At 71.2% G+C, this 26,483-nt stretch carries 22 protein-coding genes; 6 read left to right on the forward strand and 16 right to left on the reverse strand.

The genetic code is table 11. From position 1 onward, the window contains the following. The first annotated feature begins 212 nt into the window (after nucleotides 1-212). A complete protein-coding gene (locus HD597_RS40315; RefSeq protein WP_253749619.1) occupies nucleotides 213-1,238 on the forward strand; it encodes an AI-2E family transporter in 1,026 nt (341 codons plus the stop codon). Nucleotides 1,239-1,282: 44 nt separating this feature from the next. On the opposite strand, the gene HD597_RS40320 is transcribed toward HD597_RS40315, so the two are convergent. Both HD597_RS40320 and HD597_RS40325 read right to left on the reverse strand, forming a co-directional pair. Next, entirely contained in the window at nucleotides 1,283-2,026 is a 744-nt protein-coding gene (locus HD597_RS40320) for a DUF6597 domain-containing transcriptional factor (RefSeq protein ID WP_253749621.1), read from the reverse strand. Nucleotides 2,027-2,063: 37 nt separating this feature from the next. After that, nucleotides 2,064-2,918: a hypothetical protein gene (locus tag HD597_RS40325; protein WP_253749623.1), complete on the reverse strand. Its 855-nt coding sequence runs from the start codon at nucleotides 2,916-2,918 to the stop codon at nucleotides 2,064-2,066. 79 nt (nucleotides 2,919-2,997) lie between these two features. Here HD597_RS40325 and HD597_RS40330 point away from each other — a divergent pair, with 79 nt between their 5' ends. Then, complete coding sequence (locus tag HD597_RS40330; RefSeq protein ID WP_253749625.1) at nucleotides 2,998-3,420, forward strand: hypothetical protein; 423 nt, start codon at nucleotides 2,998-3,000, stop codon at nucleotides 3,418-3,420. Here HD597_RS40330 and HD597_RS40335 read toward each other — a convergent pair whose 3' ends face one another. The 6 genes from HD597_RS40335 to HD597_RS40360 are packed head-to-tail and all read right to left on the reverse strand — an operon-like array spanning nucleotide 3,421 to nucleotide 8,990. Further along, nucleotides 3,421-4,629 (reverse strand): ABC transporter permease, encoded by a 1,209-nt coding sequence (locus HD597_RS40335; RefSeq protein ID WP_253749627.1) that lies wholly within the window; start codon nucleotides 4,627-4,629, stop codon nucleotides 3,421-3,423. Continuing rightward, on the reverse strand, nucleotides 4,626-5,288 hold the full coding sequence (locus HD597_RS40340) for an ABC transporter ATP-binding protein (protein ID WP_253759676.1): 663 nt from the start codon (nucleotides 5,286-5,288) through the stop codon (nucleotides 4,626-4,628). Before HD597_RS40340 ends, HD597_RS40335 begins: the two co-directional genes overlap by 4 nt. Next, complete coding sequence (locus tag HD597_RS40345; protein WP_253749629.1) at nucleotides 5,288-6,379, reverse strand: peptidoglycan-binding protein; 1,092 nt, start codon at nucleotides 6,377-6,379, stop codon at nucleotides 5,288-5,290. Before HD597_RS40345 ends, HD597_RS40340 begins: the two co-directional genes overlap by 1 nt. Then, nucleotides 6,376-6,894 carry a hypothetical protein gene (locus HD597_RS40350; protein WP_253749631.1) on the reverse strand — a complete coding sequence of 173 codons (519 nt, stop codon included), beginning with the start codon at nucleotides 6,892-6,894 and terminating at the stop codon, nucleotides 6,376-6,378. The genes HD597_RS40345 and HD597_RS40350 overlap by 4 nt, the downstream gene beginning before the upstream one ends. A 24-nt stretch (nucleotides 6,895-6,918) precedes the next feature. After that, nucleotides 6,919-8,316 carry a sensor histidine kinase gene (locus HD597_RS40355; protein ID WP_253749633.1) on the reverse strand — a complete coding sequence of 466 codons (1,398 nt, stop codon included), beginning with the start codon at nucleotides 8,314-8,316 and terminating at the stop codon, nucleotides 6,919-6,921. Next, on the reverse strand, nucleotides 8,313-8,990 hold the full coding sequence (locus HD597_RS40360; RefSeq protein WP_253749636.1) for a response regulator transcription factor: 678 nt from the start codon (nucleotides 8,988-8,990) through the stop codon (nucleotides 8,313-8,315). The genes HD597_RS40355 and HD597_RS40360 overlap by 4 nt, the downstream gene beginning before the upstream one ends. Before the next feature lie 352 nt (nucleotides 8,991-9,342). Between HD597_RS40360 and erm the strand changes: the two genes are divergently transcribed. Then, entirely contained in the window at nucleotides 9,343-10,068 is a 726-nt protein-coding gene (gene erm / locus HD597_RS40365) for an ErmE/ErmH/ErmO/ErmR family 23S rRNA (adenine(2058)-N(6))-methyltransferase (protein WP_372513643.1), read from the forward strand. Here erm and HD597_RS40370 read toward each other — a convergent pair. Next, complete coding sequence (locus HD597_RS40370) at nucleotides 10,040-11,431, reverse strand: putative hexosyltransferase (RefSeq protein WP_253749640.1); 1,392 nt, start codon at nucleotides 11,429-11,431, stop codon at nucleotides 10,040-10,042. The genes erm and HD597_RS40370 overlap by 29 nt on opposite strands. A gap of 117 nt (nucleotides 11,432-11,548) precedes the next feature. On the opposite strand from HD597_RS40370, the gene HD597_RS65110 reads away from it, so the two are divergent. After that, nucleotides 11,549-13,120, forward strand: a complete 1,572-nt coding sequence (locus HD597_RS65110; protein ID WP_276083144.1) for a molybdopterin-dependent oxidoreductase — start codon at nucleotides 11,549-11,551, stop codon at nucleotides 13,118-13,120. Here HD597_RS65110 and HD597_RS40380 read toward each other — a convergent pair. Genes HD597_RS40380 through HD597_RS40390 form a run of 3 tightly spaced genes read right to left on the reverse strand, consistent with a single transcriptional unit; the run spans nucleotide 13,113 to nucleotide 17,958 of the window. Next, on the reverse strand, nucleotides 13,113-14,906 hold the full coding sequence (locus tag HD597_RS40380) for a chitinase (protein WP_253749642.1): 1,794 nt from the start codon (nucleotides 14,904-14,906) through the stop codon (nucleotides 13,113-13,115). The two genes, HD597_RS65110 and HD597_RS40380, sit on opposite strands and share 8 nt — an antisense overlap. Nucleotides 14,907-14,962: 56 nt before the next feature. After that, nucleotides 14,963-16,399: a carbohydrate-binding protein gene (locus HD597_RS40385; RefSeq protein WP_253749644.1), complete on the reverse strand. Its 1,437-nt coding sequence runs from the start codon at nucleotides 16,397-16,399 to the stop codon at nucleotides 14,963-14,965. Beyond that, complete coding sequence (locus HD597_RS40390) at nucleotides 16,396-17,958, reverse strand: chitinase (protein ID WP_253749646.1); 1,563 nt, start codon at nucleotides 17,956-17,958, stop codon at nucleotides 16,396-16,398. Before HD597_RS40390 ends, HD597_RS40385 begins: the two co-directional genes overlap by 4 nt. A 797-nt stretch (nucleotides 17,959-18,755) precedes the next feature. Between HD597_RS40390 and HD597_RS40395 the strand changes: the two genes are divergently transcribed. Continuing rightward, complete coding sequence (locus tag HD597_RS40395) at nucleotides 18,756-21,254, forward strand: helix-turn-helix transcriptional regulator (RefSeq protein ID WP_253749648.1); 2,499 nt, start codon at nucleotides 18,756-18,758, stop codon at nucleotides 21,252-21,254. Between the two features lie 57 nt (nucleotides 21,255-21,311). Here HD597_RS40395 and HD597_RS40400 read toward each other — a convergent pair whose 3' ends face one another. Together HD597_RS40400 and HD597_RS40405 are read right to left on the reverse strand one after the other, a co-directional pair. Beyond that, nucleotides 21,312-23,138 (reverse strand): M14 family metallopeptidase, encoded by a 1,827-nt coding sequence (locus HD597_RS40400; RefSeq protein ID WP_253749650.1) that lies wholly within the window; start codon nucleotides 23,136-23,138, stop codon nucleotides 21,312-21,314. Nucleotides 23,139-23,209: 71 nt separating this feature from the next. Beyond that, nucleotides 23,210-23,902, reverse strand: a complete 693-nt coding sequence (locus tag HD597_RS40405) for a nitroreductase family protein (protein WP_253749652.1) — start codon at nucleotides 23,900-23,902, stop codon at nucleotides 23,210-23,212. Nucleotides 23,903-23,996: 94 nt separating this feature from the next. Here HD597_RS40405 and HD597_RS40410 point away from each other — a divergent pair, with 94 nt between their 5' ends. Then, complete coding sequence (locus tag HD597_RS40410) at nucleotides 23,997-24,467, forward strand: Lrp/AsnC family transcriptional regulator (RefSeq protein ID WP_253749654.1); 471 nt, start codon at nucleotides 23,997-23,999, stop codon at nucleotides 24,465-24,467. Between the two features lie 11 nt (nucleotides 24,468-24,478). Here the strand turns inward: HD597_RS40410 and HD597_RS40415 are convergent, their stop codons facing one another. Further along, nucleotides 24,479-25,078, reverse strand: a complete 600-nt coding sequence (locus HD597_RS40415) for a hypothetical protein (protein ID WP_372513465.1) — start codon at nucleotides 25,076-25,078, stop codon at nucleotides 24,479-24,481. Next, nucleotides 25,075-26,466: a selenium-binding protein SBP56-related protein gene (locus HD597_RS40420; RefSeq protein ID WP_253749656.1), complete on the reverse strand. Its 1,392-nt coding sequence runs from the start codon at nucleotides 26,464-26,466 to the stop codon at nucleotides 25,075-25,077. Before HD597_RS40420 ends, HD597_RS40415 begins: the two co-directional genes overlap by 4 nt. Nucleotides 26,467-26,483 lie beyond the last annotated feature (17 nt).

Below are 26,483 nucleotides of genomic sequence, written 5' to 3' on the forward strand. Positions count from 1 at the left end.
CTTTCGGAGACAACCCCTCTAACTTACCAGCCGATCCGAGTGGACGCGCACGCCACACCGTGGAGGTGAAGTCTGGAGGTGGCCCCCGAGTGGGGCCGGCGATCACGCCGCCCCCGTGGGACTGCTGAACTCTATGTACGCCTACGGGAACCGTCAAATCGATGGTTCGCCCCGCGCACACGGGTAGGAACGGGTGCGTGCGAGATCAATCCGTGCCCAGGGCGCTCATCATCCTGGTGGGCATCGCCGCCGCGGTGGTCGTGCTCTTCGGCATCCGCGAGGTCGCCCCGATCGCCGGCCCCGTGGTGCTCGCGCTGGTGCTCGTCATCGCCGTCTCCCCGGTGCGCGGCTGGCTTCAGGCCAGGAGCGCCCCGGTCTGGATCCAGGTCGCCGTGCCGTTCCTCATCGTCGTGCTCGTGCTGCTCGGCATGGTCGCCATCCTGACCATCTCGGTCACCCAGCTCGTCGCCCTGCTGCCCGCGTACACCGACCAGTTCGAGCAACTGCTCGCCGACTCCGAGCGGTGGGCGGCCACGCACGGGCTCAGCAACGACGTGCTCAACAAGGGGCTGCAGGCGTTCGACCCCGGACGGGTGCTGGGGCTGGCGCAAACTCTGCTCGGCAGTTTGATCGGCATTCTGTCCGCGCTGTTCCTCATCGTGGTGTTGTTGCTGGCGATGTCCCTGGACGCGCCGATGACGGCGCGCATTCTGACCACGGGGGAAGGCAGCCGGCCGCAATTGGTGACCGCGCTCGCCATGTTCGGCCACAAGACCCGGCGTTATTTGATCGTCTCCACCGTGTTCGGGCTCATCAACGCGATCCTGGACATGGTCGCCCTGTCGTTGCTGGACGTGCCGCTGCCGCTGCTCTGGGGCGTGCTCGCACTCATCGCCAACTACATCCCGAACATCGGTTTCGTCATCGGCCTGTTGCCGCCCGCCATGCTCGCCCTGCTGGACGGCGGTGTGAAGACGATGCTGCTGGTGATCGCGGCCTATATCGTCATCAATGTCGTGACGCAGTCTTTCATTCTGCCGAAATTCCTGGGCGACGCGGTCGGGCTCTCGACGACGATGACGTTCATCTCGCTCATCGTGTGGACTTTTGTGCTGGGGCCGCTGGGCGCGATTCTGGCCATTCCCCTGAGCCTGCTGACGCGGGCCTTGCTGATCGACAGCGATCCGAGCGCGAAATGGGTGCAGGCCCTGGTGTCGGGGCGGCTGCCCAGCGGGTGAGCTCAGAGCAGGCGGCTCAGGGCAGGCGGCTCAGGGCAGGCGGCTCAGAGCAGGCGGCTCAGCCGCACGCCGCTGAGGCGCTTGACGTCGTTGGCCAGGTGGGCCTGGTCGGCATAGCCGGCCGTGACCGCCACCTCCGCCAGAGGGGTGCCCGCGCGGGCCAGCCGCAGCGCCCGCTGGAAGCGGACGATGCGCTGGAGGGTCTTGGGCGCGTAGCCGAAGGCGAGCAGGCTGCGGCGCTGGAGCTGGCGTTCGCTGTAGCCGAGGTCCCAGGCCACCTCCGCCACCGAGCGGCCCCTGCCCAGGGCGGTGGCGATCGCGGGGGCGGCGGGGTCTACGGACGGCGAGCCGGCCGAGGCTGCCAGACGCCGGCCCACCGCCGTCTGCAGGAGCCGGACCCTGGCTTCCACCTGCGCCCGCAGGCCCGGTGGCGCCGCCTCGGCGGGCCAGGTCTGCGCCGCCTTCGTGAGCTCGGCCAGGAGACCGGGCCCCACGGGCAGGTCGCTCAGCCGCACGCGGCTGTCGCGCAGCTCCTGGAGCGGCACGCCGAAGAAGCCGCCCACCGCGCCGGGCCTGAACCGCACCCCGGCCAGCGTCTCCCCGGCCTCCAGCGCCGCCGGCATGGGCCCCGTGTCAGGGCCCGCGACGTACAGGCCCTCGGCCCCCCAGATGAGGTCGACGCACGCGTCGGGCACCACGAGCTGCGTGAAGGCGGCCTCGCTGACGCGATGCCACCCGCAGGCGAGGCGGCCGGCCAGGCCCGCGCTCGGCGGCCGTTCCACGTACATACTCCCAACGTACGCGAGGCCTCCGACAGAACGCCTCTCACCCGGGAAGCCGCCCGTAGGCGCGCAGGGTGCTGAGGTTCTGCAGGGTGATGTAGCCGCCCCACTCGTGCGCCACCAGCGGCGTCCACATCGGCCAGTTCCCGCTCCAGCCGCCGTCGGCCGACTGGCCGGCCAGCATCGCGTCGAGGTTGGCGTCCAGGACGTCCTGCGTGAACAGCGGCAGCCGCGACGGCCTCGGCGCGAAGTCCAGCGGGAAGTGCACGTGCCCGGAGGCGGTCAGGTCGAAGGTGACGGCGGCGAGGATGGCGTCGCGCAGCCGCGCGAACTCCGACTCCGCGCGCGCCCTGTCGGGCACCCAGCTCAGGAACGTCAGCGCCGCGCGAGCCCCGTACGGCTCGAACTCCTTCTGCGCGTAGAGCTTCGACCAGCAGAAGTCGGTGGCGGCGTCCAGCCAGGGATGGGTGACGGCGTGCTTGTGCAGCAGGCCGGCGATGGGGGCGGTGGGGTTGAGGTCGCCCGGCGGATCGTCCCCGGTCTCCCACCAGGGCGCGCGCAGGGTGTCCCGCACCGAGGGCAGCACGAACGGCACGCCACCGTCCCCCGTGGTGATGGAGGACAGGTACTTGCAGGCGGCGGGCACCATCGGCGAGTCGAACGCGTCCAGCTCGTCGAGGATCCAGAACGCCACCTCGACCGGCTGCGGCTGGCTGCCGGAGCCGCGCAGGTCGGGTTCGAGGGCGTTGCCGAAGCCGCCGTCCTCGTTCTGGTAGCAGCTCAGCACGTCGAGCACGCGAGCGCGCGAGCCGCCCCTGAACAGCGCCTCGAAGCGAAGCCTGTCGATCAGTCTCGCGTGGTGGTGCAGGTACAGCTCCGCCCTGTCGAGCATGTCCATGGCGGCGGTCCTTCCGTTAGGGGTGTCGACCGCGAAGCTATCCCCTTGCCGGGGCCGTTCTCTTGTAACAATCGGACACGTGGAGCAACGGCGATGGGACATCGACGAGCGGTTCACCGGCGTCGGCGACGCGGCGGCGATGGTGCCCGCCGTGGAGCGGCTCGGGGAGATGATGCGCACCGACGGGTGGGTGACGGAGGAGCCCGAGGCGCATCTCCTGCCGCACCTGCGGGCCGTGCCCGGCTGGGAGCTGCTGGGTGAGCGGCTGCTCGACGACGGGTTCTACGAGGTGCGGGCCCGGCCCGAGGAGGCGCTGGAGGGCGTGGACGTGCTGCGGGCCGTGATCAGGCTGCTGTCGGTGATCGCCGAGCCGTCCTTCCTGGTACGGCAGGCCGGCGACGACGCGTACGAGTGCGTGACGGGCGTGATGCCCGGCGACCCTCCGGGGATGTACAGGTCGCACGGGCACCTCGTCCGCGTCATCGTGGTCACCGGCGGCTAGCTACGGCGTCGCCAGGGCCTCCGTGGGAGACATCCGGGCCGCCCGCACCGCCGGGTAGAAGCCGGCGACGCCCCCGATGACGAGCGTGGCCACGACACCGCCCGCCATGGCCCACACCGGCACGATCGCGGGCCATCCCTGGATGCCCGCGTACGCGGCGGTGACGCCGATGCCGAGCAGCACCCCGCCGACCCCGCCGATGGCCGACAGCAGCAGCGACTCGGCGAGGAACTGGACGCGGATCTGCCCGCGGGTGGCGCCCAGGGAGCGGCGCAGCCCGATCTCCGCGCGGCGCTCCAGGACCGAGATCACCATCGTGTTGGCCACGCCGACGCCGCCGACCAGCAGCGCGACGCCGCCGAGGCCGAGCAGGAGGGCGTTCAGGGTGGCGTCGGTGGCCTGTTTGGCGGCCAGCACGTCGGAGGGCCGGGAGACCTCGACCTCGTTGGGCTGCTCGGGGTTGGCGGTGGCGGCGAGCACGCCGCGCACCTCGACGACGTGCGCCTCCTGCGCCCTGGCGTAGATGGTGGTCGCGTACCCGTCGAAGCCGAGCCGTTCCTCCGCGGCGGGCCAGCCGACGAGGGCGGCCGAGTCGAGTTCGGGCGCCAGCGGGGCGGGGGCGAGCACGCCGACGACGGTGAACCACTGCCCGCCGAGCCAGACCCGCTGGTCGGGGCCGGCGTGGACGACGCCGAGCCGGTCGGCGGCCTTGGCTCCGAGCACGGTGGCCGGGTAGCCGTGGGTGGCCTCGTTCAGCCAGGCGCCGGCGGCGACGGTGGCGCCGACGTCCCCGATCAGGTCGAGGCGGGCGGCGGTGACGGAGATGCTGCCGGTCTCGGCCTCGGGGACGTGGTCGTTGCGGTAGACCTTGGCCGGGGTGGTGCCGGTCGCGGTGACGGCGGTGACGGGGGCGATCTGGCCGATCATGCCCTCGGCCTCGGCCGGCAGGTGCGACGCCTCGCCGAACAGGGTGTTGCCGGGCGACACGGTGAGCAGGTTCGTGCCGAGCGCGGCGAGCTGGCGGTTGAGGTCCTCCTGGCTGGAGGCGGAGATGCCGACGACGCCGAGCATGGCGGCGATGCCGATGGCGATGCCGAGGGCCGACAGGAACACGCGCAGCGGCCTGGCGCGCAGGCCCGCGCCGCCGACCTTGACGACGTCGCGGGGCCGCAGGCGCGCGGGCACGAGGACGGTCCGGTCCGGGCTCACGCGCGTGCTCCGTCCAGGACGCGGCCGTCGAGCATCTCCACCTGGCGGGGCAGGGAGGCGGCGATGTCGCGGTCGTGGGTGATGACGACCACGGTGGTGCCGGCCGCGTTCAGCTCGCGCAGCAGCGCCATCACGCCGGCTCCGGAGCGGGAGTCGAGGTTGCCGGTCGGCTCGTCGGCCAGCAACAGGCGCGGGCCGCCGGCGACGGCGCGGGCGATGGCGACGCGCTGCCGCTCGCCGCCGGACAGCTCGTGCGGCCGGTGGCCGACCCGGTGCCCGAGACCCACGCGTTCCAGCGCCTCGTACGCCCGCGAGCGCCGCTCGCGCGGTGACGGGCCGGCGTACAGCAGGCCGTCGGCCACGTTGTCCAGGGCGGGCACCCCGGCGGCCAGGTGGAACTGCTGGAAGACGAAGCCGATGACGTTCGCGCGCAGGGCGGAGAGCTGCCTGTCGGTGAGCGTGAGCACGTCGTGCCCGGCGATGCGGACGGTGCCGCCGGAGGGCCGGTCGAGCGTGCCGAGCATGTTGAGCATCGTCGACTTGCCCGAGCCGGACGGGCCGACGATGCCGACGAGCTCGCCGTGGTCGATGCCCAGCGAGACCCCGTGGAGCGCGGCCACGTCGCCGTAGTGCTTGCTGACGTCGCGCAGCTCGGCGATCACGTGGGCACCGCCACGGTGGCGCCCTCGGGCACGCCCTCGACCTCGACCTTGCCGTCGGCGAACATGCCCACCTCGACCGCGGTGTAGCGGGTGGACCCGCCCTCCACGACCTGGACGCCGTAGCCGCCCTCGGCCAGGGCGAGCAGCGCTCCGACGGGGACGGCCAGGACGTTCTCGCGCCGCTCGGAGACGATGGTGACGTCCACGGGGGCGGCGTCGTACGGCTTCCTCAGCCCGCTCACCGACACCTTCACCTCGACGGTGGCGACGGTGTCGTTGCCGCTGGTGGTCTCGGTGGCGACCTTGCCCACGCCGCTGACCTCGCCCTTCACGGTGGCGCCGTCGGGCAGCTCGACGGTGGCCCGCATGCCCTTCTTGACGAGGTGCTCGTCGGCGACGTCGAGGGCGACGTCCACCTCGCGGGTGGTGCCGGTGGCGTCGAGCACGGGCCCGCTCGCGGTGTCGCCGAGTGCCTTGCGCAGCTCGGCGACGCGGATGCGGCCGTCGGCCACGACGACGTCGCCCGGCCGCACGGTGCCGGTGACGTCGAGGCCGAGGTCGTCCTGCCAGTCCTCGACCGCCTCCCTGGTGGCCCAGGTGAACTGGCCGTCCACGTCGAAGCCGTCGTAGCCGAGCTTGTCCAGGTTGCGTTCGAGCAGCTCGACGTCCTTGCCCTCGACGCCGTCGCGCAGCTCGCGGTACAGGGGCATGGTGCCGTACAGGAGGGGGCGGCGGTCGGCGTCGACGCTGTAGACGGCGTGCCCCCTGGTGATGGTGGATCCCTCGGCGGGCAGCCAGGTGATCGTGCCCTGGGACTTGGCGGCGACCGTGAAGGGGTCGCCGTAGCCGAGGGTGCCGTCCACGGTCTTGGTCTCGGTGAGCGTGGTGCGGGTCACCTGGGCGGTGGCCGGAGGGGTGCGGCCCGCGACGGCCGTGCCGGCGCTGCCGCCGCCGAAGCCCACCGCGGCGGCCGCGACGGCGGCGGCGAGCAGCGCGGCGCCGCCCGTCCAGGCCAGGGCCCGCAGCGGGCCGCGCCGTCGCGGCGGCAGGGCGCGCAGGGCGGGTGCGGCCCGCTCGACCTTCGTCACTTGCCCGCTCCCATCTTGGGGAAGGAGCCGCGGCAGGTTTCGAAGGCCTTCTGGAACGCGGGGTCGTCGCGCTTGATCTTGCCCGCGCCGCCGCCGAAGGTGCCGTCGGGGCTGGGGTCGGGCATGTCCACGCCGTTGTCCCGCATGCACTTGGCGAACTCGCGCAGCTTCTCGACGTCCTCCGGGGTGGCCTCCCTGCGCTCCTTGAACGGGGAGAGGTGGCGGCAGGCCTCGATGGCCTCCTTGGTCCTGCCGTCGGCGCCCTTCTGGGCCAGCACGGCGAGCCCGCCGCTGCCGTCGGGCTGCGGGTCCTCCATGGGCACGCCGTGCTCGCGCATGCACTGGGCGAACTTCCTGCCCTGTTCCTGCGGGTCGGCGCTGGTGGTGGCGGTGGGAGCGGCGGTGGGCGTCGTGCTCGTGGCGGTCACCGAGGCGACGCCGGCGCCGCTCTGCTGGGTGCCGCAGCCCGCGGCCAGGGCGGCGAGCAGGGCTGCGGTGAGGAGTGTCCTTGTCATGCTCCCGAATGTGCCGGGCGCCGTTCAGAGCGGGCTCGGAGTCACCTCGGAGCCAGGTAGGAGTACGCGGAAGGTGGCGCCGCTGCCGGGCGCGGTGTCGAGCTCGACGCGACCGCCGTGGGCGCGCACGATGGCGGAGACGATGGCCAGGCCGAGCCCGGCGCCGCCGTCGGCCCTGGACCTGCCCTGGCCGACCCGGTAGAGGCGGTCGAACAGGCGGGGCACGTGCTCGGGCGGCACGCCCGGCCCGGTGTCGGAGACCTCCAGCACGGCCACGTGCCCGGCGCTGCCGACCCTGACGGTGATGGACGCCTCGGCGGGGGTGTGGCAGAGCGCGTTGCCGATGAGGTTGGCGGCGACCTGGCGCAGGCGGGCCTCGTCGCCCACGACCGAGACGGGGGTGAGCCTGCCGTCCAGCCCGGCCAGCCTGACCTGGCGCTCCGGCACGCGTACGCGGGCGTCGCGGATGGTGTCGGCGGCCACCTCCAGCAGGTCCACGGGGCGGCGGTCGAGGGGGCGCTCCTCGTCGAGCTGGGCGAGCGTGAGCAGGTCGTTGACCAGCACGCTCATCCTGGCGGCCTCCTCCTCGATCCTGCGCATGGCCTCGTCGGCGTCGCCGCCGCCCCTGCGGTGCAGCTCGGCGAAGCCGCGTACGGAGGTGAGCGGGGTGCGCAGCTCGTGGGAGGCGTCGGCGAGGAAGCTGCGCATGCGGGCCTCGGAGCCGGTCCTGGCGGCGATCTCGGACTGGAGGCGGTCGAGCATGACGTTCATGGCGGTGGCCAGGCGGCCGGGCTCGGTGTGCGGGTCCGCGGCGTGCACGCGGCGGGCGAAGTCGCCGCGGGCGATGTGCCCGGCCGTGGCCTCCATCCTGGTCAGGGGCCGCAGGCCGAGGCGTACGACGGAGTTGGCGCCCAGCCCGAGCAGGAGCAGCACGACGGCGCTGACGGCGAAGGCGATGGCGATGGCCGCGGTCTGGGTCTGCTCCAGCTCGGCGAGCGAGTGGGCGAACACCAGGATGTTGCCGTCGGGCAGCTCCGCGGCGCGGATCCGCCACGAGGGGCCGCTGGAGCCGGGCACGGTGTGGTTGACGCCGATCTCGATCTCGCCGATGACGGGGCGCGGCTGGTCGTCGTCGGCGGAGCTGCTGGACTGCAGGGAGCCGTCGGGGTTGAAGACCATGACGCGCTGGACGGCGGCGACCCGCTTGGCGATCACGTCGTTGAGCGTGATCGGCATCTTGGTGAACGTCTGGACGGCCTTGGTGCTCGCTACCTTGGTGAGCTGCTGGAGCTGGCCGTCCACGCGGTCCATCAGGTTGTCGCGCAGCAGCGCGATGCCGGCGACGTTGGACAGGACGAGGCCGAGCGTGGCCAGCCCGAGCACGGCCATGACGAGGCGGGCCCGCAGGCTCCAGGCCTTCACCGCGGGGTCCTCAGCGTGTAGCCGACGCCGCGCACGGTGTGGATGAGCTGCGGCTCGAACGTGTCGATCTTCTTGCGCAGGTAGTAGACGTACGACTCGACGATGCTGGAGTCGCCGTCGAAGTCGTAGCGCCAGACGCTGTCGAGGATCTGGGCCTTGCTGACCACCCGGCCGGCGTTGGTGAGCAGGTATTCGAGCAGGTTGAACTCGGTGGGCGACAGGTCGACCGGCACGCCGGCCCTGCGTACCTCGTGGGCCTGCGGGTCCAGCTCCAGGTCGGCGTAGCGCAGCACGTCGGGCTCGGGGGCGGCGCGGCTGCGGCGCAGGATGGCGCGGATGCGCAGCACGACCTCCTCCAGGCTGAACGGCTTGGCCACGTAGTCGTCGGCGCCCAGCGTGAGCCCCTGCACGCGGTCCTCGACGCGGTCGCGGGCGGTCAGGAACAACACGGGGACGCTCTCGCCGAGCCGCCGGGCGACCTCGAACCCGTCGAAGTCCTCCAGCATCACGTCGAGCACCACGATGTCGGGCCTGAACTCCCTGGCGGCCGTCACCGCCTCCGCGCCCGTCTCGGCGGTCCTGACGTCGAACGAGACCAGACGCAGGGTCTGGGAGAGCAGGGCGCGGATGTTCGGCTCGTCGTCCACGACGAGCACCCTGGCCGGTCGGTCCATGCTTCAAGGTTTACCCGAGCCACTTCAAAGCGGGCTCAAAGCGTTTATTGAGTTGCCCGGCCGCGAAGCCGCCGCCTACCGTGGCGGGCATGTCATGCATGTTCACCTGCCAGGTTTTCATTCGCATCCGCCGCGGCCGGGCTCTGGCCCGCTAGCGGATGCGATGACCTCACTCCTGAGCTGAGCGTCCGCAGGCGCGCCCAGGGCCCTTCGAGACCCATCGATCTCGAGGACCCGGAAGGGCAGTGCTGTGGCGCAGAATTTCGCGCACGGAAACTATTCACACACCCAGAAGAAGGCCAGGCAAGGCGGCGGTGGCGGTCGCACGCCCGTTGATCGGGCGCGGCGCGAGCTGTCGCAGAACTTCCTGGCCGACAGGCATGCCGTCGAGCTGATGATCAAGGCGGCCGCGCCGGAGGGGCTGGTGCTGGAGCCCGGTCCCGGCGAGGGCGCGCTCACCCTGGCGCTGGCGGAGGCGGGCGCGCGGGTGATCGGCTACGAGCTCGATCCGCGGCTGGCCGGACGGCTGGCCTCGCGTACGCGCGGCGACTCCAGGATCGACGTGATCAGGGGCGACTTCACCGCGGCGCGGGCGCCGCGCGAGCCGTTCGCGGTCGTGGGGAACATCCCCTACTCCGTCACCTCCAGGATCGTGGACTGGTGCCTGCGGGCGCCGGCCCTGACCTCGGCGACGCTGCTCACACAGCGGGAGTACGCCCGCAAGCGCACCGGCGACTACGGCCGGTGGAGCCTGGTCACGGTCGAGTCGTGGCCGTGGTTCGACTGGCGGCTGGGCGACACGGTCGGCAGGGAGAGCTTCCGGCCCGTGCCGTCGGTCGACTCGGCGATCCTGCGCCTGGAGCGCAGGCCGGAGCCGCTGGTGGAGGATCGCCGCTCCTACCAGGAGCTGGTGGAGCTGGGCTTCGGCGGGGTGGGCGGCTCGGTGCGCGCCTCGCTGAAGAGCCGCTACGACGGCGTGGACGCCGCGCTGGAGGCGGCCGGGGTGGCCCGCGACGCCGTCGTGGGATACGTCCACCCCGACCAGTGGGTCACGTTGTGGGGGCGCCTATGCCGGTGACCTGACGCGGGAGCGACGACCGCGCCGCCGGGGCCGCCGCGATGCGGCGGTCCCACGGCATGGCCAGCAGGAGGACCGGCAGCAGCACGATCGAGGCCCGCGACCAGTACGTGTGCTGCAGCCACCACCCGTTGACGTCGAACTGCGTCATGACGAGGTAGCCGTAACCCGACCACAACGAGACGCCGATGATCGCCGGCCAGGCGAACCGGGTGGGCCGGGCGACCAGGAACGGCATGAACCACAGCAGGTACTGGGCGCCGAGCCGGGGCGTCACGACCATGAAGATGAGCAGGATGGCCGTGGTCATGTCGATCGGGTCGGCCCGCCGCCACCAGAGGATGGCCAGGACGACGCAGGCGTAGATGAGGTTGGTGCCGAACGAGGCCAGCTCGGGCCGCAGGTCCCAGCTGCCCTCGGTGAACCACGGGGTCCAGCCCCACTCACCGACGATGGGGCGGATGTCGCGGATGGTGTCGATGACCGCCGGGAGCTGGTTGATCGACGTGCCAGCGAAGATCGGCAGCGTCACGAAGAAGAAGATCGGCACCGCACCGGTGGTGAACAGGGCGGCGATCCGGGAGCGCAGGTTCGGCAGGAGCAGCAGGAAGCCGGGGATCAGCCAGATCGGCCAGCTCTTCGCGCACAGTGCCAGGCCCATGAGCACGCCGGCCAGCAGGCCGCGCCTGAGGTGCGCGCGGTCGTCGGGGCCGGGCAGCAGGGCCCGGTGCAGCATGCCGCCCCGGCCGATCACCCGTGGCACGGAGGCGCGCACGCCGTACGCGGCCACGCCCGCCCGCACCTTGCCGACCACGTCGGTGACCAGGCCCGGCCTGTCGGGGTGGCCAGGACCCCTCGCGACCACGAAAGCGGCCACGCCGAACACCAGCGCGACGGGCTCCACCTGGCCATGGACGGAGGCGATGAGCACGGCGAGCGGGTTGAGCGCGTACTGCAGGGCGCGCAGCGACGCCTTGGGGCCGCCGGCCAGCTTGGCGACCAGCGGGATGAGCACGATGTCGGCGACCACGGTGACCAGGCGGCCGGCATACTCCCACGGGATGCCCAGCCACAGCAGGATGCCGTACACGTACGGGATGGTCGGCAGGAAGTGCCAGCCGCCCTCGCTCGCGAGCACGGGATCCTCACCCCGCAGCACGGCCTCGCCCGCGGGCTTGAAGCTCTCGACGAAGTCGACGGGCTGCCAGCTGTCGATCGCTGACGTGTACATGATGAGCACGCGTACGGCGACGCCCACGAGGATCGCGACAGCGAGAGGCGGACGCCAATCACGCCATTGAGCGACCAGGGCGAGCACGACACCGGCGACGAGGACGACCCCCGTGAGAACTGCGTAATCCATGGCGGCATCTAGCCTGCCGTAACCAGAGGACTACTGCCACCAGGGCTTCCAATTCTTATCCCCGACATGCCGACACGTATCCCGATACGACATCACCGTCTGTGTTGAACTTTTTCCATGGGGGGATCGCAGGTCAACCAGGCACTGGTCAGGCTCTACTTCGAGGTGAGAGATGGGTTGCGCGACCCGGTCGCGGCCTGGGCGAAACTCACAGGGAACTCACAGCTCTACCAGCGGGCCCGTGGTGAACGGCGGGTGCCGCTGGACGACATGACGGCCGCGGAGCTGACGGCGGCGGCGATGGCGTACACGGCGGCCTGTCACGGGGCCGAGCAGGTGGCGGCGCTGGCCAGCTCGCCGCTGGCGCGGGTGGTCGGCGGGCTCGGCGGCGCGGTGCTGACCGAGCATCCGTGCGCGCCCGAGCAGGTGCTGGGGCCCCGGTTCGCGGGCCCGGGGGCCGACGACTGGGCGCGGGCGGCACACGTGCTGCTGTGGGGCGAGAACAACCGCCTCGTCCGGACGGCGGACACGCCGGCCGTGATCGCCGGGCGGTACAAGGGTCAGAAGGTGGTCGCGATCGGCACGCACCCGACGCGGCTGTCCGACGAGACGCTGGTGGTCCGGCCGGGCACGGACGGGGCACTGGCCATGGCCATGGGGCACGTGCTGCTCAAGGAGTTCTTCCTGGACCGGACACCGTTCGCCGCGCACGCCATGGAGCGCACGGACCTGCCGTTCCTGGTGCGGCTGCGCGAGCGGGAGCCGGGATTCGTGCCGGGCGGGCTGACGGGCGGCGCGTACGGGCGGCTCAGCCTCTACGGGGCGGAGGCCGTGGAGGTCCTGCTGCCGCGCTTCGACTTCGGGCCCGGGGTGCTGCGGCGCGGCGTGCCCGTGCTGCGGGACGGCGGCGAGCTGGTGACGACGGTGTTCGACCTGCTGCTGGCCGCCTACGGGGTGGCGCGGCCCGGGCTGCCCGGCGTGTGGCCTGACGGGTACGAGGATCGCGCGGAGCCGTACACGCCCGCCTGGCAGGAGGCGTACACGGGGGTGGCCGCGTCGCGGGCGCTGAAGACGGCGCGGGAGCTGGGGGTGACGGCGGAGAAGACCGGCGGCCGGTGCGTGATCGTGCCGGGACGGCTGGAGACGCCGCACGCCGACACCGCCTACCGGGCGATGCTCGCGTTGCTGGTGCTGACCGGGTGCGGCGGCGGGTGGGCGCAGGCCGGGCAGGAGGGCATCCCGCTGGTGCCGTACCTGTGCCTGCACGCGTGCGGCGAGGACCGCTCCGACGTGGGCGCGCTGAGCTGGGCGCTGGCGGAGGGCCTGTTCGCGCGCAGGTCGGCGCGCTCGGTGCTGTTGGAGGCGGTGGCGGACGGCTGGCCGATGGCGCCGCCGCCCCGGGTGCTGGCGCTGCCCCGGCCGATCTACCCGCTGCCGCCGGGCGTGGACCTGCTGATCGGGCCGGACGAGCACTGCGACCTGTCGCCGCCCGACCCCGAGCTGGTCGCCGAGGCCCTGGCCAAGCTGGCCGGCGGCATGCCCCTGGCCGAGCCCGGCGGCCCGGCCGCGGCCGGGCGGATGCGGCTGCTGGTGGATCACGCCTGGATGCACGAGTACGGCGAGGCGCTGCCCACCTACCGCCCGCCCGGCCTGGGCCTGCCGGTCAAGCCGACGCAACTGGTCAGGTGAGCCTGTCCAGGTACGCCCGATGGCTGCGGGAGAACTCGTGCCCGTTGTACCGGTCCCAGTTGATCGACCAGGTCATCAGGCCGCGCAGGCCCGGGTAGACCCCGCGTGGCCGGTACGTCCCGCAGTTGCTTCCCTTGGCCAGGCAGTCGAACGCCTTCTGCACCTCCGCGACGCTGGTGAAGCCGTTGCCCGCGTTGACCGAGGCGGGCAGCCCGATGGCCACCTGCTCCTGGCGCAGCGGCGGGAACACGTTGGCCGGGTTGCCCATGATCGGGAAGCCGGCCAGCAGCATGTCCGTCATGGCCACGTGGAAGTCGTGCCCGCCCATCGTGTGGTACTGGTCGTCGAGGCCCTTGATCGGGCCCGAGTTGTAGTCCTGCACGTGGAGCAGGGTCAGGGCGTCGCGCATGGCGTGGATGACGGGCAGGTAGGAGGCGCTGCGGCTGTCGGCCGCGCCGTTCGGGCCCGGGCCGTAGAACTGGTAGCCGAGCTGGACGAAGAACGTCTCCGGAGCCATGGTCAGCGTGAACTTCGCGCCGTAGCGGCTCTTGAGCGTCTTCAGCGCCGAGATGAGGTTGACGATGACCGGGGTGGTGGGAGCGGCGAGGTTCGTGTCGCCGGGGTTGAGGTAGAGGGAGTGGCCCTCGAAGTCGATGTCCAGGCCGTCGAGGCCGTACCTGTCGATGATCGCGGAGACCGACTCGACGAACTTGTCGCGGGCCGCCGTCGTGGTGAGCTGGACCTGGCCGTTCTGGCCGCCGATCGAGATCAGCACCTTCTTGCCCTGGGCCTGCTTGGCCCTGATGGCGGCGGTGAAGTCGGCCTCCGGCTCGACGTCCGGGCACTCGGCGGCCGGGCACTGGCGGAACCTGATGTCGCCGGAGGTGACGGAGGTGGGCTCGCCGAAGGCGAGGTTGATGACGTCCCACTCGTTCGGCACGTCGCCCATCCGGATGTATCCGGATCCGTTGGCGAACGAGGCGTGCAGGTAGCCGACCAGGACCCGCTTCGGCAGGTCGCCTCCGGGACCGCCACCGCCGGTGGTCGTGGTGCCGGTGACCGCGGCGGAGTAGGCGGAGCAGTTGCCGGCCGCGTCGCAGGCCCTGACCCGGAAGGAGTAGGACGTCTGCGCGCTCAGGCCGGTGGCCGTGTGGCTGGTCCCGGAGACCGCGGCGGGCGCGCCGTTGTCCCTGGACACCTCGTAACGGGTCACACCTGTGTTGTCCGTCGAGGCCGACCAGCTCACGCCGAGACTGGAGGCGGTCGCGCCGCCCACGGCCACGTTGCCCGGCACGGTCGGCGCCTGCGTGTCCGGAGCGCCACCGGGGCCGTCGAGCACCACGTCATCGGCGTGATAGGCGCCCTGCCCGTACCAGCCGTTGACATGAATCGTCACCGACGTGGCCGAGGCGCCCGTGGTGAAGGACGTCCTGAGCTGGCTCCACTGACCGCCGGGCGCGCCCCACGTGCTGGCGTTGACACCCGTCCCCGTCGCGCCCAGGAAGACGTAATCACCCTGGACCCAGGCCGAGAGCTGATAGGTCGTGTTCGGCTGCACGGTCACGGACTGCTGGCAACGAGCCAGGTCATTGCCCTGCGGCGTCGCCTGCAACGCCCGCGCGCCCCCGTGCACCGGGGACGACACCGCCTGCGCCCCCGAACAGGTCCAGCCCGTCAGGCCGTCCTCGAAGCCCGGATTCATCGCGATATTGGCGGCGGAAGCGGGGGTGGCGTGGAGGGCTATGAGTGCGGCGGCGAGCAGGACCGCCGGTGCTCGGAGTTTCATGGGTTTCCTCACTGCGGCCCGCCCCCGGGGTTCGCGGGGGCGGGCCGCTCAGCGGGTCAGAAGCCCGCGGTGATGCGGGTGAACTCCCAGTCGGACTGCGCGATGCCGCTGCAGTTCGAGACCACGCCGCCGCCGGGGCAGGGGCGGTCGCGGTTGACGGCCCAGTAGGCGAGCCTGGTCAGGCCCCTGGAGTTGGCCCAGTCGCGGATCTGGGTCCAGGTGGCGGGCGAGGTCAGCTCCTGCTGGTCGGACAGGCCGTTCATGCCGGAGATGCCCATGTGCGCGTACGCCTGGGCGTCGGTCCAGCCGTACGCGCTCTTGAGCGCGTTCTTCAGCCCCTCGGAGGCGTTGACGGTGTCCTGGTACATGTTGGAGCTGCCGAAGTCGAACGGCATGATCGTGAAGTTGTCGATCGGCACGGCGAGCGCCCTGGCCTGGTTGATGAGGCGGATGCCGTGGCTGTTCGGGCCGGTCCTCGTGGTGCCGAAGGTGACGACGACCTTGACGTTCGGGTTGTTCTGCTTGACGATCTTGAGTCCGTTCAGGATGCGGTCCTGGACGGTGTAGTTCTCGAACTCGTCGGTGTTCTCGATGTCGAAGTCGACGACGGCCGGGCCGACGGCGTTGATGACCTGCTGCACCGCGTTGGCGTAGGCCTGCGGAGTGCTGCAGTTGGGGCCGAGCTTGTTGCCCGACCAGCCGCCGAAGGAGATCTGGACGCTGCCGCCCTTGGACTTGATCGTGTTGATCGCCTGCTCGTCGGCGCCGCCCGTCAGCGCGCGCTGGCCGTCCCAGGCGGGGGTGCAGCCGCCGCTGGACAGGATGAACGCCATCGTGAACGACTTCACGCCGGTCGCGTCCATCACCGTGCCGGGGTTGGGCGGGTTGCCCCAGCCCATGTAGAGGTACGGGGCGCCGGGCATCCTGGTGGGGTTCGGGTTGCCGCCGCCGGTGGAGGTGGTGGCGGTGACGGAGTTGCTGACGCCGGACAGGTTGCCGGCCGCGTCGCGGGCGCGGACGGTGTAGGTGTAGCTGGTGCTCGCGGCGCGGCCGGTGTCGGTGAAGGACGTGCCCGTCGCCGTCGTGACCAGGGTGCCGCCGCGGTAGACGTTGTAGCCGGTGACGCCCACGTTGTCGGTGGAGGCGTTCCAGGCCAGGGAGACGCTGCTGGAGGTGACGCCGGTCGAGCGGAGGTTGCCGGGCACCGACGGGGCCGTGGTGTCGTTGCCGCCGCCGCCCGATCCCTGCTTCCACAGGGCGGGCACGTTCGGCGGCTCCCAGCCGGGCTGGGAGGTGTGCGACTGCAGGCACACGTAGTCGACGCCGTTGTGGGTGACGACCGCGCCGGCGGCGTAGGAGGTCCACGGCGCCCAGGCGGCGGCCAGTTGCTGCGCCGCGCCGTACGCCGCGGGCGCGGCGGCGGTCAGCCCGGCGCCGGTCAGCGCGAGGGCCAGACCGGCCACCCATGCGATGAGTCTGCTGCGAAATTTCATGGCATTCCCTGAAGGTGCGGCTTGACGGTCTTGGAGAACTGCCAGTTGTTGCTCGCGTCCCAGTTGATGGACCAGGTCATCGCGCCCCTGATGTCCGGGTAGGCGCGCGGTGGCGTGAAGCTTCCGCAACTGGTGCGCTTGGCCAGGCAGTCGAGTGCCTGGTTGACGAGGGAGGGCGCGACGACGCCGCCGCCCGCGGCGCCCGGCCCCGCCGGCAGGCCGAGCGCCACCTGGTCGGGGCGCAGGCCGTTCTCAAGCTGGATGCAGGCCAGGGCGGTCATGAAGTTGACCGATCCCTGCGCGTACGCCTGGGCCTGGTCGCACCCGAGCATGGAGCCGGAGTTGTAGAACTGCGTGTGGACGACCGTGAGGATGTCCTTGATGGACAGGGCGAGCTTGAAGTACTCCATCCCGGTCGACTGCATGTCGATGGTCTGCGGGGCCATCGTGATGATCAGGTCGGAGCCGGCCTTGGCGCGCAGCGATCTGAGCCCCTGGGCCATGTAGGTGGCGTTCAGGCCGTTCTCCAGGTCGATGTCCACGCCGTCGAAGCCGTAGCTCTGCATGAGCGCGTACACCGAGTCGGCGAACCGCGTCGCCGCGGCGGCACTGGCCACCTGCACCCGGCCTGCCTCGCCGCCGACCGACAGGATCACCTTCTTGCCGCGCTGGTGCAGGGCGGCGACGTCGGCCCTGAACTGGGCGTCGGTGTAGCCGCCGACGGCCGTGGCGAGCCCGGGATCGACCCCGAAGACGACCTCGCCGGGGTTGGCCGTGGCCTCGCCGAACGCGATGGCGACGAGGTCGTACTCGTTCGGCACGGCGGAGAGCTTGAGCTCGACGGCGGGGTTGACGAAGTTGTGCCAGTAGCCGGTGAGGAAGTGCCTGGGCAGCGTCCCGCCGCCCGTGCAGCCGGTGGTGGTGGCGGTGGCGTCCCGGCCGGGCGACTCGCCCTGCGCGTTGTACGCCTTGACCGTGTAGGTGCGGGTCTCGCAGGCGGCGAGCCCGCCGATCGTGGCCGTGGTGGCGGTGGTGGTGGCCTTGACGGCCGTGCCCTCGTAGACGCGGTAGCCGGTCACCGTGCCGCTGGAGGCGCCCCAGCTCAGGGTGATCGAGCTGCCGGTCGTGGTGGCGTTGACGGCTCCCGGCGCGCCGGGCACGCCGGGCTGGGTGCCGCCGCCGCAGGAGGAGCCGTTGATCGTGCAGCCGGTGATGCCGGGGAAGTTGCCGGGGCTGCCGTTGAAGCCGAAGCTGGCGCCGGCCCCCGGGGCGAGCGGCGAGGCCCAGCTCGGGTTGGTGAAGGTGTAGTGCTGCCCGCTCCTGGTCATCACCGCGTCCCAGGCGGAGGGGATGGTGAAGCCGGAGGGCACGTCGAACTGCACGTTCCAGCTCGGCAGGGCGGCGGTGGTGCCGTTGGTGACGGTGACCCTGCCTTCGAAGCCGGAGCCCCAGTCGGCCACCTTGACGAAGGTCGCGGTGGCGGTGGCGGCGTGGGCGGGCAGGGCGTGGAGGCCGAGTGCGAGGGTCGCCAGCGATAAGAGGATCGCGCGGAGTCTCACGGTTCTTCCTTTGGGGGGTGTGCGTGCCGTACGGCTTGCACCGGGGGGTGAGAGCGCAAGCCGTACGGCACGGCCCGCGGAGGTGAAGACACGGGCCTGGGGGGTGTCGGCGCGAGTAACCTTGCAGCGGTTGTTAGGTTTTGTCCGATTGATGATTACTTTTAGGAAAGTTTCCTAAGAGTTGTCGCGATCGTAGCTTTGACAACGGAGGCTTACAAGACCCAATTCCGGCACACCGAGAATCGGGACAAAAGCCCCAATATCGGGGTTGGGGGTGACCGAAATCGGTTACTTCAGTGAGCTGTGAGGCTGTTGATGTCTTTGACCTCATTCGAGGCGCGCAAGGGCTAGGCTGATCTCAGCCTGTTCCTGCTGGCGTGGCGCAGTAATGGCGGGTCCCCGGGGACCGCCGCGCCAACAGAAAGAGGTCAGGCGGATGCCCGGTTCACCAGGCGGCCAGGAGCCGCGTGAGAAGTCGGAGCCCGATGAGGAATCCGACGCCCCGAGGAAACGACGGGCTCGAGCCCGCCTCCGTCGCCTCGCGCTCAGGACGGTGAAGTACAGCACGCTCGCCATGCTGGCGATGCGCCTGTTCGAAATCGTCCGCGACAGCTGGCCCGGGTCCTAACCAGGGACCCGGGAAACCAGCTGGGCGGCGGTGCATCGAGGAGGGGGGTGGAGACCTGTGACGGTCGGCACCTGGAGCAGGCCTTCGCCTCCCTCCGCACTCCTCCTTATTACACCTCGCGACACTGAACACTCGGCCCCATCTCTACATAGGTAGATGGTTCACTTCCATGTCTGGAGAAATTCGGCTTACAGAAGCCACCCTCGACGTGCTCGCCGTACTGAGCGGCGACAGGGAGCGGGAGCACTACGGGCTGGAGATCGCCCGCTCGACTCGCCGTCCGACCGGCACCGTCTACCCGATCCTGTCCCGTCTGGAGGAGCACGGCTGGGTCGAAGGCCGGTGGGATCTGTCAGAGCACGTGCCACGTGGGCCCCGACGGCGCTACTACCGGGTCACGGACACCGGTCAAGCCGCCGCGGGCAGGGCGATCTCGCGCCGGCGTCCCGCACCACCGGTCGAGCCCGCGCCGGTGCTTCCCAGACTCGGTGGCGGCCCAGTCACGGCGGCACAGCTCATCCGCGAGTTCGCGGAGGATCTGAGGACGCTGCGCATCAGAGCGGGATCGCCGTCGCTGCGCGCACTCGGCATGACGACCTACTACAGCCCCGGTGCGCTCTCAGAAGCGTTCTCCGGGCGGACGCTCCCGTCGCCCGCGCTGCTGGCGGCCGTCGTCCGAGCGTGCGGGGGCGACCAGCACGAATGGAAATGCCGGCGCAACCTCACCGAGCAGGGCATCAAGCAAGGCGTGCGCATCCCCTTCGACTTCGAGGACTTCTACCCCCTGGGCCGCACCTGGGTGGACCAGGAACTGGAGCGGCAGGCCCTCAGCCCCGCCGACCGCGAGGACGCCGCCCAGGAAAGCCTGGCGATCACGTGTGAACAGTGGAGTGGCGTGCGTGCCGACGAGAACGTCAGGTCCTGGATCCAGGCCAGGGCCCGTCGCTGCGCGATCTCGTTGCGACGTCAGCAGAGCCGTTCCGATGCGTTGCTGACGCGGATGAGCGCCCTGGCGGACGACACCGCCGTGCCCGACGTCGCCGACACGGTGGTGCAGCGCATGGTCCCGTGGGAGATGCTCAACGGAGTCGATCGCCACACGGCCCAGGTGGCGCTCCTGCGCGGCGACGGGTACACCGCGCGGCAGATCGCCGACTTCCTGGGGACGAGCGTCTCGGACGTGGACCTCCGCCTCGCCCGGCTCCGCAGGACAGTGAGCCGCCGGTGGTACGTCCATTCCGAAGGTGACGTCATGATCGACTACCTGCGGCGATTGAGGGTGCAGGCCGGCAACCCGTCCGTACGGGAGCTCGCGACACGCACCGGATACAGCCACACAACCGTGCACCGCGTGCTGTCAGGCGCACCGGGCCCCAGACAACAGCGGCTGGTGAGCTTGCTGATCAAGGCCTTGGGAGGGTCCGTCAAGGAGGCAGAACGCTGGATGGGCACGCCCCAGCGGGAATCCTTCGTCGCGCAGCCCGCCGAGCGGTCCGGCGGCGACCACGGCGACGTCTACGCCAGGTGGGCGCTCACTGAGAAGCTCAAGCACTCCGGGCGCACCGCCGAGGCGATCGACCTCTGGCGTCCCGCCGCCGAGTCGGGCGACACCGAGGCCATGTGGGTGCTGGCTGACATGCTGGAGAGCGCGGGCCGCATGGACGAGGCCGAGTCGTGGCTGTCCAGGTCGGCACGGCGGGGCGACACGGCCGCGGCACGGCGGCTGGCCAGGCGGCTGGAGCAGGACGGACGACTGCATGACGCCTATGTCCTGTGGCAGACCGCCATGGATCACGGCGACACCGGCGCCGTCCAGGAGAACGCGCGACTGCTCGTGCAGCTCGGCCATGTGGAGGAGGCCTGCGAGCTGCTGCGCCGGATCGCGAGCACCGGCAACCGTGCTGCCATGCGGCAGCTCAGCCAGCTCCTCTCGGAGTCCGGCCGTGTCGAGGAAGCGTGCGCGATCTGGCTGCCGAGCGCCACCGCCGGAAGCATCCCCTCCATGCGTGAGCTCGCCCGGCTCCAGGAGCAGGCGGGAGCGGTGCAGGAGGCCGAGAGATGGCTGCTCGCCGCGGCCGTGACCGACGATCCGGAGAGCATCCGGTCGCTCGCGGACCTGCAGGAACGCCTCGGCGCACGGCACAAGGCCAAGCTCTGGCTGCGCCGCCTGGCGGACCGGGGAGACCTGCGCGCCCTGGCGAGCCTGTCCGACCTGCACGAACGCGAAGGTGATCCGGAGGCAGCCCACAAGATGTGGCTGCCGCTGGCCGAGGCAGGCAACCGCTATGCCATGTGGCGGCTGACCGGGGTGCTCGAACGCGCGGGCCGCACTGAGGATGCCGTCAGGTGGAAGGTCCGCGCGGCGTCGAGCGATCCATCCAGGGTGACCGGCATCAGCGAGACTCTGGATCAGAAGGGCGAGGCGTTGCTGCGCAGGATGGCGGCGGCAGGCGATCAGTTCGCCCCGATGGCGCTGGCCGACCTGCTGATCGAGGCGGGCAGGCAGGACGAGGCCGAGCTGGCACTGCGCGAGGCGGTCGATGACGGGAACGAGTTCGCCGCGACGGCGCTGGCGGAGCTGTTGCGCGCGTCGGGGCGGCACGAGGCGGCCGACGCCGTCATGCTGGCGTTCCGCGCCTCGGGTCCGACCCTCAGAGAAAGCGACTGACCGTGGACTCCGCCGCACGGGGGCCGGAATCCCGTGCGGCGGAGTGGTGGTGGAGGGTTACGGTTGCTGCGTGACGCGCACGTCGTCCACACCGGCCTCGACCAGGGAGGCCCCCGAGGCGTCAGCGGCGTCCACGAGGATGCGGACGGTCTGGCCGGCGAACGCGTTCAGGCTCGCCGAGGCCGTGGCCCAGGAGCCGTTGCGGTTGGAGGCCGCGCCCGCCTGGTTGAACACCGTGGACGTGGTGCCGCCGACCACGCGGACCCGCAGGTAGTCGGCGCTGGAGGCGTTCGAGCCGTGCGCCAGGTACCACGAGAACGACAGGGTCAGCGCGCCGGTGGACGGCAGCGTGATCGGCGGTGACTGGATCGAGGTGACCCCGCCGTCGACGTCGTACGCGCCCGCCGAGGAGCCCGCCAGCCGCCCCGTGACCAGGTCGTTCGTGCCGCTGACCGTGGTGCCGAGCTGCTTGGCGCCGCTGGACGTGGTGGCCTCCGGGTCACCGCGCTCCCACTGGCCGAGCGTGGCGGTGTCGGTGGCGGCCGGGTTCACCGTCCAGCCCGTGGCCGTCTCGAACGTGTCCGACCAGACGGTGATCGGCGGGTTGCCGGTGCCGCAGTACTGGGCCTCCTTGCCGATGATGCGGTAGACGCAGTCGGAGTACTCCAGGAAGCGCAGCACCGCCTCCCTGTTGCGGGTGGTCTGGGGGACGATCTGCTCGTCCGGCGGGTAGAAGCCCGGGCTGGAGCCGGTCGGGTACATCTCGAAGGTGAAGCTGAAGATCTTGTAGACGCCCCACATCCAGTCGTCGATGGTGCCGTCGGTGATGTAGAGGTCGCTGGCCTGCTCGGGCGTGTACCCGTTGGTGGAGGCCATGTTCTGGCCGAGGGTGGCGTGGGCGTCCCGGTCGTCCTGGGTCAGGCCGGGGGCGGTGTCGTTGAAGGTGTAGCCGTAGGGCCACAGGATCAGCTCGCTGTAGGTGTGCCAGTCGATGTGCGACTTGATCTGCTGGACGCCGCCGACCACGCGGCTGCGCACCCAGTTGGCCGCCGCCCTGACCTCGGGCGCCGACTCAGCGCTCGCTCCCCGGTACGTCTCGCTCGACGTCGTGCCGGACGAGCCGCCGCAGCAGCCCCAGTTGTAGGCCCAGTTGCGGTTCATGTCGGTGCCGACGGCCGACGAGCCGGAGTTGGGCTGGCGGTTCTTGCGCCAGGAGCGGTAGCTGCCGGTGGCGATGTCGTACTCGCCGCCGTCCGGGTTCATGTCCGGCATGATCCAGATCTCCCTGGTGTTCACCAGGTTGGTGATCCTCGTGTCGCTGCCGTAGTTGTCGGTGAGCAGGTGCATGATGTACAGCGCCATCTCGACCGTGAGGTGCTCGCGGGCGTGCTGGTGGGCGGTGAACAGGACCTCGGTCTCGTTCTCGTCCGTGCCCACGTTGTCGCTGATCTTGATCAGGCGCAGGTTCCTGCCCTCGTACGACGTGCCGTAGTTCGACTGGCTCATGATCGTCGGGTGGGCCGCCACCAGGGCGTTGATCTCCGCGTTCATCTCCGCGTAGTTGTGGTACTGCGAGTCCGCCGGCGGGAAGTCAAAGGCGTCGGCGGACGGGGGTGTCGGGCGGGGCACCTCCGCGACCCGGTAGCCGAGCCGCCTGATCGCGGAGACCTCGGCTTCCGTGGCCGTGACCAGGACGGAGTCCGTGGCCACCTCCTCGATGGCGGCTCCTGTGGCCGCGACGGCACTGCGCTGGCGGGCGTCGGCCGGGCCGGACACGCGGTACTGCTTGTTGGGCGGCGGTTCGGCGGTGGCGCCCGCGCCCGTCATGCCGGTCAGGCAGATCAGGCTGAGGGCTGCCATCAGGATGACTAAACGGCGTTTCACCTCGTCCTCCTCAGGCGCTCGGGATGGGATGCTGACTCGCGCCTGAACTGAGAGTGATGACGTTGGAAGGGCTAGGAAAGGCCCAAATTTACGTACATGGGGATGAGGGCTTCCTCAAGGGGTTTCCTGGCCAGATCAGGCACCTCCCCGCCCTCGGCCGCGTACCCGACGGGGAAGAGGATGTAGGGCCGCTCGTTGGCCGGGCGGCGGCAGATCTCGCCGAGGAAGGCCATCGGGTTGGGCGTGTGCGTCAGTGTGGACAGGCCCATGACGTGCAGCGCCGTGATGAACAGGCCGCAGGCGATCCCCACGCTCTCGTTGACGTAGTAGTGGCGGACCTTCTCGCCCTCGGAGGTCAGGCCGTACTTCTCGGCGAAGCAGACCACCAGCCAGGGCGCCACCTCCAGATACCCCTTGTCCGAGCCGGTCTCCAGCGGCTCCAGCGCCGCGCGCCACTCGGGCGGCAACCGGCCGCCCTCGTAGTTCTGCCGCTCCTCCGCCTCGGCCGCCTCGCGCACGCGCCGCCTGGTCTCCGGGTCGCCGATCACCACGAACTTCCACGGCTGCTGGTGCGCCCCCGACGGCGCGGTGTTCGCGGCCCGCACGGCCAGCTCGACACACCGGTACGGCACCGGCTCCGGGCTGAACTGCCGCACGCTGCGCCGCCGGTCCACCAGCCGGTGGAACTCCTCTCCTCGCCTGACCATCTCCTCGGGCTCGTAGCGCTCGGGCTTGTAGGGAACGAACGGGTGCCGGTGCTCCATAAGATCGCAAGTCTCGGCCCGGCTGCCGGATCTGACAACAGCACTCGTTCCATGCTGCCGATCTGACAGCGAAACCCCCTTTTCGGAGGCGAATATGCCAGCACGCCGCCACGGTCTCGACGATCTCGACCGCGCCGTCCTCCGCCTGGTCGCCGAACGCCCGCGCAGCGGCCTGCTGGAGATCGCCCGGCTGCTCGGGGTGGCGCGCGGCACCGTACAGGCCCGGCTGGACCGCATGATCGCCGACGGCGTGATCACCGGCTTCGGCCCCGAGCTCTCCCCCGCCGCGCTCGGCCACCCGGTGCAGGCGTTCACCACGCTGGAGGTCGAGCAGGCGGCCCGCGAGCACATCTCGGCGATCCTGGAGGCCGTCCCCGAGCTGCTGGAGGCCCACATCGTGACCGGTCCAGGCGACGTGCTGTGCCGGATCGCGGGCCGCGACCACGAGCACCTCCAGCAGGTCATCGACCGCATGCTGGCCATCCCCGGGGTGCGGCGCAGCACCACCGTCATCACGCTGTCCACGGTGGTGCCGCACCGCGTGATGCCGCTGGCGGGCCCGTGACAGGCCGGAGGTCAGACCTGGGCGAGCGTGATGACCCCGGCCGCCACCAGGGCCAGGGCCCACATGCGGTCCACGTTGAACCAGGCCCGCCGCAACACGGTCAGCCCGGCCACCCGGTAGACGACCACGGCGATGGTCCCGGCCACCCCGAACATGGCCAGCGTGTGCAGGGCCGCCACGCCCAGCCCGCCGGAGGCGGCGTGACCCGCGTGGCCCTGCGCGTGCAGGCCGGTGAAGACCGGCAGCAACATCAGCCCGGCCCCGTGGGCGGACGACATCAGGAACGACCAGCCGGCCAGCTGCCACAGCGACAGCCGCATCCCCACCCACCGGAAGTGCCTGCGGGACAGCAGCCGCCACAGGCCGAAGCCCACCAGCACCACCCCGCCGCCGATGGACAGCACGCTGCCCGTGACCAGCGAGCCGGTGGCGGCGACGACGAGGGCCACCAGGGCCACCGAGGCGAGGTGGCCCAGGGCGATCATCGGGATCGACTGGAGCAGCCGGTCCAGGCTGCGTTCCTGAAGGCCGCGGGCCACGGCGAAGAGCCAGCCCATCGCCGGGTTGAGGCCGTGGAAGGCGCCCAGCAGGAGCACGGCGGTGAGGGTCACGGGTAGCAGTAGGAGTCGGAGGAGGCGTCGCCGCCCTGCAGGCGCACCTGGTGGGGGCGCAGGCCGCGGAAGTCGTCCCCGTGGGGGAAGAAGCGGGGGTCGAAGGTGAACGCGTCGGTGTCGATCTTGGCCATCCAGGCGCCCACCCCCTCCGGGTAGAACTGGTCGTCCCAGGCGCCGTACAGGGAGTTGGTCAGGTAGACGCGGCGGCCGTCGCGGCTGACCTCGACCATCTGCGGCCCGCCGCGCAGCGGGAGCGAGGGGTCGGCGGGGTGCGGGTCGTTGCGCGCGATGCCGCCCACCCGCAGCGAGGCCAGCTCGACCGGCTTGAACGGGTCGGAGACGTCGAACTGCTTGATCTCCCCCGTCCCCCAGCACGAGACGTACAGGCGCTGGTCGTCCACCGACAGGGCGATGTCGCTGACCAGCGGCGGCACCGCGCCGAACGGTCGCAGGAGCGGCGGCAGGCGGTCGGCGTCCGCCGGTTCGGCGGGGATGGAGATGACCTTGCGGGCCTGCCAGCGGCCGTCCTCGTGGAACCAGGTCCAGACGGACGCCGACAGGTCCTCGACGCTGACGACCACGCCGGCGAAGCCGTACAGGCGGGTCGGGTCGTGGGCGGGGCGCAGCTCCAGAGGCATCTGGTGCTCGTCGCCCAGGTCCACCTCCTGCACGTGGGCGCGCTTGCGCAGGTCCCAGAAGTGCAGCTTGTGGCCGTACTTGCGGCCGAGCAGCAGCTCCCCGACCAGCCCGTCCTCGATCATCGACGGGGTCCCCCACTCGGAGGAGACCAGCACGTCCTGGTTGATGTGCCACCAGAAGTCGTAGGCCAGGTACTGCGGCCCCCGGTCCAGCTCCCACTGGCCGACCACCTCGAACGTGGTGTGGTCGAGCACCGCGATGCCGCCGGGGCCGTCCCTGCCGTCGGCGCCGCCGAGCGCGGACACGTACAGGCCCTCGGGGCCGCAGTGGACGGTGTGCGGGCGCGAGTAGCCGGCGCGGCGGGCCAGCGTCTCCGCTTCGATCACCTTGACCAGCTCGGGGCTGATCCGGTCCTTGGTGTCGTAGATGTGAATGCGGGAGGAGCGCAGGCCCGGCACGACCAGGTAGCGCCGCTCCACGTGCGGGTGCGGCGCGTTCGGGTACAGGGCGCTGCTGCACGCGTTCCAGCCGAAGTGGTGCAGCTCGTCGCCCGTGCCGGGCAGGTCGGTCCAGCCCGCGACGGTGCCGTAGGCGGGCGAGGACGGGTCGGTGTCGATGACGGCGAGGGCGTCGGGCCGGGCCGCCGCCCGGTCGAAGGCGGCGACGTAGGCCAGCTTCTCGGCGGGGGCGCCGGCGGCGTCTCTGGGGGACGGGTAGAACGTGGGATCCGGAGTCCAGAGGGTCATCTCTCCAGATATAGACC

It is taken from the genome of Nonomuraea thailandensis, from assembly GCF_024172165.1.
Classification (GTDB): Bacteria; Actinomycetota; Actinomycetes; order Streptosporangiales; family Streptosporangiaceae; genus Nonomuraea; species Nonomuraea thailandensis.

Coding starts and splice junctions, on each gene's coding strand:
- HD597_RS40320 (WP_253749621.1), bottom strand. CDS start 2,026: ATGTACGTGGAACGGCCGCCGAGCGCGGGCCTGGCCGGCCGCCTCGCC.
- HD597_RS40420 (WP_253749656.1), bottom strand. CDS start 26,466: ATGACCCTCTGGACTCCGGATCCCACGTTCTACCCGTCCCCCAGAGAC.
- HD597_RS40325 (WP_253749623.1), bottom strand. CDS start 2,918: ATGGACATGCTCGACAGGGCGGAGCTGTACCTGCACCACCACGCGAGA.
- HD597_RS40405 (WP_253749652.1), bottom strand. CDS start 23,902: ATGGAGCACCGGCACCCGTTCGTTCCCTACAAGCCCGAGCGCTACGAG.
- HD597_RS40380 (WP_253749642.1), bottom strand. CDS start 14,906: ATGAAACTCCGAGCACCGGCGGTCCTGCTCGCCGCCGCACTCATAGCC.
- HD597_RS40395 (WP_253749648.1), top strand. CDS start 18,756: ATGTCTGGAGAAATTCGGCTTACAGAAGCCACCCTCGACGTGCTCGCC.
- HD597_RS40410 (WP_253749654.1), top strand. CDS start 23,997: ATGCCAGCACGCCGCCACGGTCTCGACGATCTCGACCGCGCCGTCCTC.
- HD597_RS40360 (WP_253749636.1), bottom strand. CDS start 8,990: ATGGACCGACCGGCCAGGGTGCTCGTCGTGGACGACGAGCCGAACATC.
- HD597_RS40370 (WP_253749640.1), bottom strand. CDS start 11,431: ATGGATTACGCAGTTCTCACGGGGGTCGTCCTCGTCGCCGGTGTCGTG.
- HD597_RS40385 (WP_253749644.1), bottom strand. CDS start 16,399: ATGAAATTTCGCAGCAGACTCATCGCATGGGTGGCCGGTCTGGCCCTC.
- HD597_RS40350 (WP_253749631.1), bottom strand. CDS start 6,894: ATGACAAGGACACTCCTCACCGCAGCCCTGCTCGCCGCCCTGGCCGCG.
- HD597_RS65110 (WP_276083144.1), top strand. CDS start 11,549: ATGGGGGGATCGCAGGTCAACCAGGCACTGGTCAGGCTCTACTTCGAG.